The sequence below is a fragment of the Mesorhizobium sp. WSM3859 genome (assembly GCF_002295065.1).
Classification (GTDB): domain Bacteria; phylum Pseudomonadota; class Alphaproteobacteria; order Rhizobiales; family Rhizobiaceae; genus Mesorhizobium.
Genome location: NZ_NSGG01000014.1, coordinates 64,773 through 77,444, shown reverse-complemented (window position 1 = coordinate 77,444; position 12,672 = coordinate 64,773). Strand labels below are relative to the sequence as shown.

The 12,672-nt window shown below is 63.9% G+C and carries 10 protein-coding genes; 5 read left to right on the top strand and 5 right to left on the bottom strand.

Annotation, left to right across the window (positions count from 1 at the left end):
- Positions 1-87: 87 nt before the first annotated feature.
- Positions 88-2,331, bottom strand: a complete 2,244-nt coding sequence (locus tag CK230_RS25045; RefSeq protein WP_245430058.1) for an EAL domain-containing protein — start codon at positions 2,329-2,331, stop codon at positions 88-90.
- An 86-nt stretch (positions 2,332-2,417) separates the two neighbouring features.
- Here CK230_RS25045 and xseA point away from each other — a divergent pair, with 86 nt between their 5' ends.
- Positions 2,418-3,983 carry an exodeoxyribonuclease VII large subunit gene (gene xseA / locus CK230_RS25040; protein ID WP_095819821.1) on the top strand — a complete coding sequence of 522 codons (1,566 nt, stop codon included), beginning with the start codon at positions 2,418-2,420 and terminating at the stop codon, positions 3,981-3,983.
- Positions 3,984-3,990: 7 nt separating this feature from the next.
- Positions 3,991-5,115: a P1 family peptidase gene (locus CK230_RS25035; protein ID WP_095819820.1), complete on the top strand. Its 1,125-nt coding sequence runs from the start codon at positions 3,991-3,993 to the stop codon at positions 5,113-5,115.
- A 29-nt stretch (positions 5,116-5,144) separates the two neighbouring features.
- Here the strand turns inward: CK230_RS25035 and CK230_RS25030 are convergent, their stop codons facing one another.
- The 4 genes from CK230_RS25030 to CK230_RS25010 form a co-directional block, all read right to left on the bottom strand.
- On the bottom strand, positions 5,145-5,399 hold the full coding sequence (locus CK230_RS25030) for a DUF768 domain-containing protein (RefSeq protein WP_095819819.1): 255 nt from the start codon (positions 5,397-5,399) through the stop codon (positions 5,145-5,147).
- 418 nt (positions 5,400-5,817) lie between these two features.
- Positions 5,818-7,218, bottom strand: a complete 1,401-nt coding sequence (locus CK230_RS25020) for an NAD(P)-dependent oxidoreductase (RefSeq protein WP_095819817.1) — start codon at positions 7,216-7,218, stop codon at positions 5,818-5,820.
- A 325-nt stretch (positions 7,219-7,543) separates the two neighbouring features.
- Positions 7,544-8,137 (bottom strand): DJ-1/PfpI family protein, encoded by a 594-nt coding sequence (locus CK230_RS25015; protein ID WP_095819816.1) that lies wholly within the window; start codon positions 8,135-8,137, stop codon positions 7,544-7,546.
- A 15-nt stretch (positions 8,138-8,152) separates the two neighbouring features.
- Positions 8,153-8,851: a GntR family transcriptional regulator gene (locus CK230_RS25010; protein WP_095819815.1), complete on the bottom strand. Its 699-nt coding sequence runs from the start codon at positions 8,849-8,851 to the stop codon at positions 8,153-8,155.
- A 220-nt stretch (positions 8,852-9,071) separates the two neighbouring features.
- Here CK230_RS25010 and CK230_RS25005 point away from each other — a divergent pair, with 220 nt between their 5' ends.
- From CK230_RS25005 to CK230_RS24995, 3 genes are all read left to right on the top strand, one after another.
- A complete protein-coding gene (locus CK230_RS25005) occupies positions 9,072-10,298 on the top strand; it encodes an iron-containing alcohol dehydrogenase (protein WP_095819814.1) in 1,227 nt (408 codons plus the stop codon).
- A gap of 17 nt (positions 10,299-10,315) precedes the next feature.
- A complete protein-coding gene (locus CK230_RS25000) occupies positions 10,316-11,803 on the top strand; it encodes an NAD-dependent succinate-semialdehyde dehydrogenase (protein WP_095819813.1) in 1,488 nt (495 codons plus the stop codon).
- Positions 11,804-11,913: 110 nt separating this feature from the next.
- Positions 11,914-12,627: an alpha/beta hydrolase gene (locus CK230_RS24995; RefSeq protein ID WP_348629168.1), complete on the top strand. Its 714-nt coding sequence runs from the start codon at positions 11,914-11,916 to the stop codon at positions 12,625-12,627.
- Positions 12,628-12,672: the final 45 nt, after the last annotated feature.

Here is a 12,672-nt window from a genome sequence, read left to right as displayed (position 1 = left end):
AAAAGTGTGAAGCGGTTTTTCCGTCAGGAATTGCGTTGAAACAAAGAGATAGAGCGATTCACCGTTTCCGCGAAACGGTGGAACGCTCTATGCACGAACGGCCGAACGTTCCTGGTCGGCAGGCGAAACCCCCGGCAGCGCCAGCAACTGGCCGGGCTCCAGCGGCGGCGATAGCAGATAGCCCTGCAATTGACGGCAGCCCATGCCGACCAGCAGGGCCTTCTGTCCATCGGTCTCGACACCTTCGGCGGTCACTTCCACCCTTAGCGCCAGTGCCAGCTCGATCAGCGACTTGACGATCGCGCGGGCACTTTCGTCCTCGTCGAGAAGGCGCACGAACGAGCGGTCGATCTTCAGCTTGTCGATCGACTGACGGCGCAGATAGCTCAGCGACGAATAGCCCGTGCCGAAATCGTCTAGAACGATGCGGACGCCGGAGTCACGCAGGGTTGCGATGACGGAGGTAATCGTATCGTTGTGCTCGAGCAGCACCCCCTCGGTGGTCTCGAGTTGCAGCCGGGCCGGGTCCAACCCGGTCTCGCTCAGGACCGACGCAACCAGTGCGGCGAAGCCGGCATCGCGCAACTGAACGGGCGAGATGTTGACGGCGATCCAGGGGAGTTCGGTCGTAACCGCGAAGCTGCAGGCCTCGGTCAGTGCCCATTTGCCGAGTTCGCCGATGAGGCCACGCTCCTCGGCGATGGCGATGAATTGCCCCGCAGGCAGCGCGCCATGCACCTCATGCCCCCAGCGGATCAGCGCTTCGGCGCCAAGAATCCGGTGGCCGTCCACCGCGAAGACGGGCTGATAAGCGAGCCTTATGCCGCCGTCACCATCCAGCGCCTTGCGCAGCTCCGCCTCGACCTTGCGCTTGCGCAGCAGCAGATCGTCCATGTCGCCGGCAAACAGCTGGTAGCGGCCACGGCCGTTCTTCTTGGCCTCGTAGAGGGCGATGTCGGCCTTGCGCAGCAGATCGTCCGCGTCCGTCTCCGATCCGGACGAGAGCGCGATGCCGATGCTGGCGCTGACGAAGACCTGATCGTCGATCAGCCTGAACGGCTCGCGCAGCTTCAAAAGCAGCCTTTCGGCGATATCTTCGGCGCTTCTGACATCGGGCACATCGAGCAGGATGATGGCGAACTCGTCGCCGCCGAGCCGTGCGACGGTATCGACTTCGCGGATCGTGTGCTTGAACCGCGCCGCCGTCTGGCGCACGAGCTCGTCGCCGGCCGGATGGCCGAGCGTGTCGTTGATGTGCTTGAAGCGGTCGAGGTCGAGGTAAAGCAGTGCCACGCGCGTTCCGTCCTGGCTGGCGAACAGCAGCGTGCGCCGCAGCCGGTCCTCGAACAGCGCCCGGTTGGGCAGGCCGGTGAGCGTGTCATGGAAGGCGAGATATTGCGCCTGGTCCTGGCTGGTCTGCAGTGCGGTCGAGGCGCGGCGCAATCGGCGAAGTAGGAACACCAGAACGCCGCCCGCGACGAGCAGCGCGATCGCCAAGGCTGGCGCGATCTTGCGCACCAAGGTGAGGCCGGGCCGCAACTGGTCCCAGCCGATATAGCCGAGGATGACGCCACGCGAATCGACCAGCGGCACGGCGGCCGGGCCAACCGGCTCGGACAAGGGTACCAGGCGCGCGCCATCGAGCAGGTATTTGGCCGCGATCTTGCCGATGACGGCATCGTTGATGAACTCTGCCGAGATATGCAGATATTCCGTACCAGGCGCCTGGGTGACGCGATCCGTACTCGGCACCAGCGGCATGACGCTCAGGATCGCGGGCTTCCCCTCGAGCGAGACGAGATCCTGCGCGACCATCTTGGCCGGCTGGCCGGAGGCGTCGGCCTTTGGCGGCTCAGCCAACATGTGGCGCAGCTTCTCGATGGTCGGCCGCAGTTCCGGCTCGTCCTCGCCGAAAGCCGACGCCGCGACGACCTTGCCTTCCCGCATGGCGTGGATCACATGGTTGGCGGCGTCGAGGATGTAGATCCGGTTGTGACCGTAGTAGGTGTACATCCAGGTGCTGAGGTTTTCCTCGATCCAGGCCTGATTGCCCGCCCTCACATTGGTTACCGAGTCATCCCAGATCGTCACGCTTTCCTGCTCGCGCTGGACCGTGGCAATCTGGTCGTTCAGCCCATCGGCGATGAAAATCTTCTGCCGTTCGAGCGAAGCCTCGTCGGCCTGATTGGCGGCGTAGAAGCCGAAGCCGACGACAATCGCCAAAGTGAAAGCGGCGAGCGTCAGCACGGTCAGCGTGACCTGATGCGTCAACGGGCTGTTGTTGTTGCGTGCGCTCATCACGTCCCTGGCCGGCTCTCTGCCGTCAGTCAAAGCAAATCCGGCTTAAAATCACGTTATAATATTAGCGGGGTTTCTCGGTGCTTGACGCCGGCCGATAAGCGTTCCCCAATCGCACAATGAGTGAAACAGCAACCGAATCATGCAGCAACGCCACCGAATACACGGTTAGCGAGATTTCCGGTGCGCTGAAGCGCACTGTCGAGGATGCCTTCGGCAATGTGCGGGTGCGCGGTGAGATTTCCGGCTATCGCGGCCCGCATTCGTCCGGCCATGCTTACTTCGCGCTGAAGGACGACCGGGCGCGGATCGATGCCGTGGTCTGGAAGACCACCATGGCGCGCCTGAAATTCCGCCCCGAGGAAGGTATGGAGGTGATCGCCAGCGGCCGGCTGACGACCTACCCCGGCAAATCCAACTACCAGATCGTCATCGACAATCTGGAGCCGGCAGGCGCCGGCGCGCTGATGGCGCTGCTCGAAGAGCGCAAGCGCCGGCTGCAGGCCGAAGGCCTGTTCGATGCAAGCCGCAAGCGGCGGCTGCCGTTCATGCCCAAAGTCATCGGCGTCGTCACCTCGCCGACCGGCTCGGTGATCCGCGATATCATCCATCGCATCAAGGACCGGTTTCCGCTTCATGTGCTGGTCTGGCCGGTAAGGGTACAGGGCGAGACGACGGCCAGGGAAGTGACCGCGGCCGTCAACGGCTTCAACGCGTTGACATGGGATGGCCCCATCCGCCAACCCGACCTCTTGATCGTGGCGCGCGGCGGCGGCAGCCTCGAAGACCTCTGGGGCTTCAATGACGAAGGGCTGGCACGCGCCGTTGCGGCGTCCGCCATCCCGGTGATCTCGGCCGTTGGACACGAGACCGATACGACCCTGATCGACTTTGTTGCCGATAGGCGCGCGCCGACGCCGACGGGCGCGGCCGAGATCGCCGTGCCGGTCAGGGCGGATCTGGAGGCCACCTTGGCCAACCTTGGCGCGCGGCTCAATGCCTGCACCTCGCGGCATCTGGATCGCAAGCGCCAGGCGGTGCGGGCGGCAGCGCGTGCGCTCCCCTCGCCGGACCAGTTGCTGGCGCTGCCGCGCCGCCGTTTCGACGATGCGACCAGCCGTCTCGGCCGCGGGCTGACGGTGAATATCGAGCGCAAGCGGGCAACGCTGGAGCGGCAAAGGCTGACGCCGGCCACCCTGTCGCGGCGCCTCAACGAAGCGCGCACGCTGACCGGTCGCGACATCGCGCGTGCCCGCGCGGCGTTTTTCGCCATCGTGCGCGAGCGGCGCCAGCGCTTCCAGCGCAATTCGACGCGACTGTCGCCGGCGCCGATCGTGCGGCGGCAGAAGCTGCAGGCCGACGCATTGGCCGGACTGTCGCGCAGGCAGGACCAGGCACTGGCGCGGCGGCTCGACCGGCTGCGCGCCGCGTTGACCCAGGCCGACCGGCTCTTGTCGACGCTGTCGCACAAAGCCGTGCTGGCGCGGGGCTTCGCGCTGGTCAAGGATGCCGACGGCGCCGTCATCAAGCGGGTCGACGACGTGGCGCCGGGCGCGGCCTTGCAGCTGGAATTCGCCGACGGCACTGCCGAGGCCATCGCCACCAGTGGCGGCGCGCGGCCGAAGCTGGCCGCGAAGCCGCCCGCCAAGGCCAAGGAGCCGGGCAATCAGGGCTCGTTGTTCTGAGGACCGCATGAGCAGCCACGATCCGCATCTTCGCACGCCTTCCGGCAAGCCGCGCCTGCGCTCCTTCGGCATCGCGCTCGACGGCACGCCAGGCCCGTTCAACGCCATCACCGATGTGCCGGGCGTGTCGGTGGGCTACACGACGCTGATTTCCGGCGACGGGCCCCTGAACGTCGGCATCGGCCCAGTGCGAACCGGCGTCACCGCGATCCTGCCGAGGCCGGTTCAGGAACTCGCAACGCCGGTCTTCGCCGGCGTGTTCAGCCAGAACGGCAATGGCGAGCTGACAGGAACGCATATCATCGAGGAGACCGGCGCGTTCAACTTCCCGGTCACCATCACCAACACGCATTCCTGCGGCGTCACCCGCGACGCCACGCTGCGCTGGATGCACAAGGTGCTGCCGGCCGCGCTCGATACAGGCTGGGGCCTGCCGGTGGCGGCCGAGACCTATGACGGCTTCCTCAACGATATCAACGGCCATCATGTCAGCGTCGAGCATGTCGCGGCGGCGCTCGACAATGCTACCGGCGGCGCCATCGAGGAAGGCAGTGTCGGCGGCGGCACCGGCATGATCACCTTCGGCCTCAAGGCCGGATCCGGCACCGCCTCGCGCGTCGTCGAATGGCAGGACAGGCGCTACACGCTGGGCGTGTTCGTGCAGTCGAATTTCGGCCAACGGCGCAATTTCACCATTCGTGGCCGGCGCATTGGGCAGGAGCTTGTCGACCCGGCGATCCGCGAGGCGACGGCACGCGCCGAAAAGGGTTCGATCATCGCCGTCGTCGCCACCGACGCGCCGTTCCTGCCGCACCAGATGAAGCGGCTCGCGAGGCGCGTGCCGCTCGGCATCGCCATGACCGGCGGCTATGGCTACCACAGTTCGGGCGACATTTTTCTCGCCTTCTCGACCGCTAATCCGGAGGCCGCGCTGGCTCCGTCAGGCCGGACGGGACATGTCGAGTTCATCCCGGACGTCGACATCGATCCGTTCTTCGACGCGGTCGTGCAAGGTGTCGAGGAGGCGATCCTCAACGCGCTGGTCGCCAATGAAGCTATGACGGGACGCGACGGCAATTTCGTGCCGGCGCTGCCGAAGGAGTGGCTGAGGGAAAAATTCGGCGAGAGATGACGCCACGCCGGGCTTTGGCGGGCGGGTATTTACTCCGCGGACTTGTCCGGCTTCGGTTCGCCGCTGCCTTCTTCGGCGGCTTCCTCGAGCCGCGATGCGATCAGTTCCTGGATGTCGCCGACCTCTTCCTGGATGTCCTCCAGGAGAATGCCAGCCTCGGCGGCCTTGGCGCAGCACTCCTTTGCGAGAGTCTCGGCCTGCTGGTCGATCTCGATCGGCGAATGCGGGCATTGGACTTTCTCGCCAATCCATCCGCGCAAGAACTCGATCGCATGTTCACTCATACTGCTTCTTCCCTGGCGGCAAAGCCGGTTGGTAGCTATGAACGTTCGCACCCCGCAAAGGATGCGTGCCCATTCGAACCGAGTCGCCCCTGATCGGCAAGACACCTTGCCCACGGGACAAGACATCTTGTCCATGGGACGCAGAGCCGCAGGGGTGGAAGGGTTCGAGGTGCACGTTCAGATCATTGAGAATGATGGGATGGTCGGCCGGGTCGACAGAAGGCCACCGTTATTGTTTTTGCTTGCCTTTTTCTAATTTCGACAGCGCATTGCATCACAAGCCGTATCGCAGCTTCCCGGTCAACGCTGCCTCGGCCCGAGCCGGAGCAGGCGCTATATAGTGATATCCTCATGCAATGTCGACTCGGACTGCGTCATCTGGAAGGCTACCTCTCAGATCGAGAGCTGAACCGGAGGACTATTTCGACGTGAACGGCCCGGAAAGATGATGGTTGCGCAGCAAGGTGGAGAGCCGGTTCGCCGCCTCGGCGAAGACTTCGCCTTCGGAAAAGAGCAGCGCCTGCCGCTCTTGCGCGGACGCAGCGAGGAGACGCTCCCAGAATCCGGCCACGACAGCGCCCGCACCGGCCAGGTCGGCGGCAACCGCCTGGTCCGCGGCGAGCGCCGCCAGGTGCCGAGGCGTAATGCCGCCGATACCGGGAGGGACTTTCGCTCCCATATCGACGAAACCCGGAGGCAACGAGCCTTTCAGATTGGTAACGTGACGCTCGGTGATGACCGCGTGGATCTGATCGACCGCCTGCTTGGCGCCGGCGACGCGAGAGGGATGATCGGTGTCGGCCGCGGCATGGGGGAGAAGTTCCAAGCGTTCGCCATGGGCCTCGACCAGTTTGAGATAGGGCAGCATCGGGCCTGAAAGCGTGCCGCCGTCCTTGAACAGGTCCGCATCGATCGCCGCGTGCGAAATGCGTCCTGACGCCAGCGCGCGCTCCAGCGCTGCAACATCGACCAGCTCGCCGCGATCGTAGTTGATAAGCACGGCGCCGTGGTTGAGGAGGGAGAGGACTTCATCTCCGATCAGTCCGGCGTTGGCGTATCGTTGCGCGCCGGGATCGAAAGCACCGAGGCCAAGGTGGACCGAAAGCGCGTCTGCGCCGCGCGCCGCGTCTTCCATGGTTGCAGCGTAGTCGAAGCCTTCCAGCTCGATCCATTTTTGGTGACGGGGCCGCGCATGAATGGCGACCCGCATGCCGAAGGCTTGGCCGAGCCTGGCGAATTCCCGGCCGATATTGCCATAGCCGATCACCGCCAGTCTTTTACCTTCGAGCTTCTCGGTCGGGTAGTGGCGCAGGTCCTTTCCCGTATCGAACTGCCCGCCGGCGACCAGGCTGTTCAGTCTGTCCACGGGGAGATTCGGCCTGACTTTCAGCAGCGCCTTTATGGCCATTTGCGCGGTGGCGCGGCTGTTGATGCCGGGCGTATTCATCAAGGGCGCTTCGCCGCCTTCTCCGCTGCCCCCGCCCCAGGATGCCGACCCCATATTGCCGGTGCCGGCGCCGATGCGCACGCCGCCGAGGCGGAACCTGGTCTCGGCCGGAATGAAGGTCGCGGCGGCGATGACGGCGTCGTAGCGGCCGTCGCCGGCCTCGGCCAGCAATTCGTCGCGCGTGCTCAATTGCGGCTGGTAGAAGAAATGCAGCTTGCCGGGTTCAAGGGTGCCGGCCTTGGCGATGCCTGTCTGGTGGAACACGCCACCCTTGGCTTCGATGTAGGCCTGGACCTCGCTGTGGTCGGGATTGCCGTCGGTCCCAAAGCGGAGGCCGACAAAATCGCAGATCAGAATATTTGCTGATGTCATGAGGCGTCGTTTCCCTGCAGCTCTCTCCAGCTACTCCAATCCGTTATCCGATGGAGCAACTTGAAGCGGCATATCCGAGTCGCAAGCGAGAGATTTGCCGCAGGAATCTAGAATCTGTCGGCTTTGAACGGCGACAGGTCGAGCATCGGTTTAGTCAGCCGGCAAAGCCGGCCAGGCTCCAGGTTAGATAATCGCGAGTTTCCTTGCTGTCGAAGAATGGCCACTCTTCGACAGATGAAAGATTGCAATATTGGGTACTTGGAGAGATGCGCCTTCCACCCAGAACCGGCCACCCGCTCCAAGTCTTTCTGCGTTCCGCCAGATCCTAGCCGTGCCGGATTTCCGTGCCGAGCACATTCAGGCATTCCCGGATGAAGGCGGCGAGAGCCGTCCAGCCTTTGGCCGAAACCATCGTGCCGTCGACATAAGCCTCCGTCGGAGACAGGTCGATATAGGTGCCGCCGGCGAGCGTTACCTCCGGCTCGCAGGCCGCCAGCGCACCGACCTTCTTGCCGCGCACGACGCCATCGACCGCAATCAGGATCTGCACGCCGTGGCAGATAGTGAAGATCGGTTTCTTCGTTTCGTGGAAATGGCGTACCATCGCCTGAATGCGCTTGTCGGTGCGGATGTATTCCGGTCCGCGGCCGCCGGCGCAATAGACGGCGTCGTATTGGTCGAGCTGCTTCTCCGCATCGGCGAACGTCTTGTTGATCAGGGCATAGTGGCCGAGCTTCTCGGTATAGGTCTGGTCACCCTCGAAATCGTGCAGCGAGGTCTTGATCACGTCGCCTGCATTCTTGTCGGGGCAAACGACATGGACGGTGTGACCGACGGCCTCCATCGCCTGTTGATAGACAAAGATTTCATATTCCTCGGTGAACTCACCGGTCAGCATCAGTATCTTCTTGGCTGGCATGACTTGTCCTTTCGGTTACTCGAAGGCGGGCAGGAGGCGGTCCCGCGAATTCTCAATGTGCACTTGCATCGCCTTCTCGGCGGCATGCGCGTCGCCGGCTGCGAAAGCAGCGAGGATCGCCTCGTGCTCATCCAGCGCTTCTTCGGTGACGCGCGAGTGATACATCAGACGGAAGATGTGGAAGTGCGTATGCTGGTGGTTCAGCGTCTCGCGGATGAGCTTGTTCTGTGCGAATTCCATGATCTTGTCGTGGAAGATCGCGTCCTGCCGCGCGAAATTCGAGTAGCGCAGGCGCTCGTCCTTTCCCACCCGCCGCGCCATCACGCCTGCCGCTTCCTGCAACACCGCAAGGCGCTCTTCATCCAGGGTTGCCGTAGCCTTGGCAGCGGCAGCAGGCTCCAACAGAAGGCGCAGTTCGTAAAGTTCATCGAACCGACGCCGGGTGATTTGCGGGGCCGCGCGATAGCCGATCAGGTGGGTCTTGACCACCAGGCCCTCGCCTTCCAACCGCCCAAGCGCTTCGCGGATAGGCGTGTGTGAAACGTCGAATTCCCTGACGAGGTTGTCGACGGTGATGCGCGCTCCCGGCGGAATCTTAAGCGACATCAATTGCGCGAAGATTGCTTCGTAAACATCGCCCGCCAAGCCGTTGGCGCGCTGGATGCGACCGCTTGAGCGAGCTTCGATTTCAGCCGTCAGGTCGGGATTTTCCATCGGTTACCTCTTGACAGGAACGAGCCCTAACATGATGCTCCAGCCAACTCAATAGGATATCCTATACGATTTTATAGAGGATACGGACGGAGCTAGGAACCGTATCGCAGCACTCAACGACGCGGGCAAGGAGCCGACAGAGCAACGGCTTGCGGACTGAAGGCCGCCCTGCCGATGAACACGATGCTTTCCATCAGTCTTTCTCGAAAGATCTCGATCCATGACCCTTTTTGCAGCCGCGCGCCTGCCGCGCGAAATCCTCTTCGGCAAAGGCCAGCGCCATGCGCTGCCTGCCATTGCCGGGCGATATGGCCGGCGCGCATTCATCTGCACCGACGAACGGCTCGCCAGCACGCCTGAGTTCATCGAAATGCTCGATGGGCTGAAGGCTGCCCGGATCGACACGCTCGTCTACGACCGCACCTTGCCGGATGTGCCGCGCGACAGCGTCGGCGCTTGCATCGCGGCGGCGAAGGGTTTCGAGCCGGACATGGTGATCGGCGTCGGGGGCGGCAGTTGCCTCGATATGGCGAAATGCGCCGGGCTGCTCATCAGCCATGGCGGCAAGCTCCAGGACTATTATGGTGAGTTCAAGGTGCCAGGCCCTACCCTTCCCCTTATCGCAGTGCCGACCACGGCCGGCACCGGTTCCGAAGTCACTCCCGTCGCGGTGATCTCCGACCCGGAGCGGACGCTCAAGGTCGGCATCTCCAGCCCGCATCTCATCGCCGCGGTTGCGCTGTGCGACCCGGACCTGACGGCGAGTTGTCCCCCATCGCTAACCGCCATCGCCGGCGCCGATGCGCTGACGCATGCGATCGAAGCCTTCACCGCGGCAAGACGCGGTGCGGATGCCGATCTGGCGCAACGCCATGTCTTCGTCGGCAAGAGCGCGCTGACCGATCATTTCGCCCTTCTGGCGATCAGGCTCCTGGGCCGCAGCCTCGAAGCAGCCTATCGCGATGGGTCGAACGAGAGCGCGCGCGCCGATGTCATGATGGGGGCGTTGGCCGCCGGCTGCGCCTTCGGCACGGCGGGAACCGCTGCCGCCCATGCGGTGCAGTATCCGGTCGGCGCGCTCACCCACACGCCGCATGGCCTGGGCGTCGCGACGATGCTTCCTTATGTGATGCGCTACAACCTGCCAGCGGCAACCGCGGAGATAGCGGAAATCGGCATTGCGCTTGGCCTGCCGCGCCAGGATCGAAATGCAGATCAGCTGGCCGACGCGACGATCACGCAAGTTGCGCGACTGTTCAAGGCCATCGGCATCACCCGGACGCTGGCTGATCTCGGTCTTGCCGAGGACAAGATCGACTGGACGGCGGAACAGGCCCTCGGCATCGATCGGCTGATCAAGAACAATCCCCGTCCTTTCGACCTGCCCGCGATGCAGCGCCTGGTCAGGGCCGCTTATCGCGGCGATATGTCCGCCGTGACGATGTGAGGGACGGAGCCCAAGCCATGAACATTTCGATAGACCTATTCGACCAGGATCCCGACATGATTGAATATGCCGCGTTTTCGCATGGTCTCTATATCGGCGGGAAATGGCGCCGCGCATCCGACGGCCGTGTCATCGAAGTGGTCGATCCGTCGACCGAGGCCGTGATCGCCGCGGTTCCGGACGCAACGCTCGCCGACGCCGCGGCAGCGGTCGAGGCGGCGGCACAGGCAGCGGCCAGCTGGCGCGAGACCCCGCCGCGCAAGCGCTCGGAGATCATGGGGCGCTGCTTCGAATTGATGACCGAACGTGCCGAGACCTTGGCCGCGTTGATTTCGCTGGAGAACGGCAAAGCCCTGCGCGATGCGCGCGGCGAAGTCGCCTACGCGGCCGAGTTCTTCCGCTGGAACGCGGAGGAAGCGGTTCGCATCAGCGGCGAGTTCGGCCTTGCCCCGTCGGGCGCGAACCGGATCGTGGTCGACTACCAGCCCATCGGCATTTGCGTTTTGGTAACGCCGTGGAATTTCCCGGCGGCGATGGCCACGCGCAAGATCGCGCCGGCGCTTGCCGCCGGCTGCACCGTCATCCTGAAGCCGGCCAGCGAGACGCCACTGACGGCCTACGCGCTCGCTGCCCTATACGAGGAGGCCGGCGTGCCGCCGGGCGTGGTCAACGTCATCACCACCTCGAATCCGGGGCCGGTGATCGCGGCCATGCTGGCCGACGCCCGCGTGCGGAAGCTGTCCTTCACCGGCTCGACCGGCGTTGGCCGCGTGCTTCTTGCCGAGGCGGCGAAACACGTCATTTCCTGTTCGATGGAACTTGGCGGCAACGCGCCGTTCATCGTGCTCGACGACGCCGACCTGGAAGCGGCGCTCGACGGCGCGATGATCGCCAAGATGCGCAATGCCGGCGAGGCCTGCACGGCGGCCAACAGGCTCTATGTCCAGGCCGGCATCCTTGACGCGTTCGCCGAAGGCCTGCGCAAACGCATGGCGGCGCTGACAATCGGCCCAGGCACGGATTCGGAAACCGAATGCGGGCCGATGATCACCAGGAAAGCCGTGGACAAGATCGACCGGCTCGTCCAGGACGCGGTCGCGCGCGGCGCGAAGGTTCTGTGCGGCGGCGCGATCACTGAAGGCCGAGGATTTTTCTATCCGCCCACGGTGCTGAGCGAGGTGCCGGCCGACGCCGCCATGGCTCACGAGGAGATATTCGGTCCCGTGGCGCCAATCAGCCGCTTCGAGGACGAGGCGGAAGTCATCGTAAGGGCGAACGATACCGAATACGGCCTTGCCGCCTATATCTACACGCGCGATCTTGCCAAAGGCATGCGCATGGCGTCGAAGATCGAGTCCGGCATGATCGCGCTCAATCGCGGCCTGATGTCGGACCCTGCCGCGCCCTTCGGCGGGGTCAAGCAGAGCGGGCTTGGGCGCGAAGGCGGGCAGAAGCACGGCATCGCCGAGTTCATGGAGGCGAAATACATCGCCGTGACGATCTGATGAGACAGATGGCGAAAGATCCATTCCGTATTCGCGACCACGTCTCCGAGTTCGACGACATCGTCGCCGAGATCGTCCGCCGCAGCGCCGAGACCAGGGCGAAAGTTCCGATGGCCGCCGACGTGCCTTACGGACCGGATGGCACGGAAACTGTCGACCTGTTCTTCCCGCAGGGAAAACGCGATCGCCTGCCGGTGCACATGTTCATTCATGGCGGCTACTGGCGCATGTTCTCCAAGCGCGACTATTCCTACGTAGCAGACACCGTCACCAACGCCGGGGGGATCGCCGTCATCGTCGACTACGCATTGATGCCGAGCGTGAGAATGGCGACGATCGTCGATCAAATACGCCGCGCCAGGCAATGGATAGATGACAACATCGCGAGCTATGGCGGCGATCCCGGCCAACTGACGGTAAGCGGCCATTCCGCCGGGGCGCATCTCGCGACGATGCTCTTTGACAACAACACCCGGCCTTCAGGCGTCAAAGGCGCGCTTCTGTTCAGCGGCATCTACGACCTGGGGCCGTTGCAGGAGTCGTTTCTCGCGGCCGAGATCGCGATCACCGACCAAGAGGTTGAGCGGTTCTCGCCGATCGATCACAGCTTCGATCCGGGCGTCGCGGTCGCGGTATCCGTCGGCGCCGAGGAAACGCCGCCTTTCCACAGCCAGGCCGCCGCTTTCGCAGAGAATCTCGAACGGCAAGGGCTGGTCGTTTCACGCATGAGCCTCGCAGGCGCCAACCACATGAGCAGCGTCCGCGATCTTGGCTTGGCCGAGACACCAGCCGCGGCGTTGTTGGCTCGTCTGTTGACCGTGTGAAAGGGCACAAAGGCCGGCTCGCCCAATTGAGCTCTTCAAGTCCGA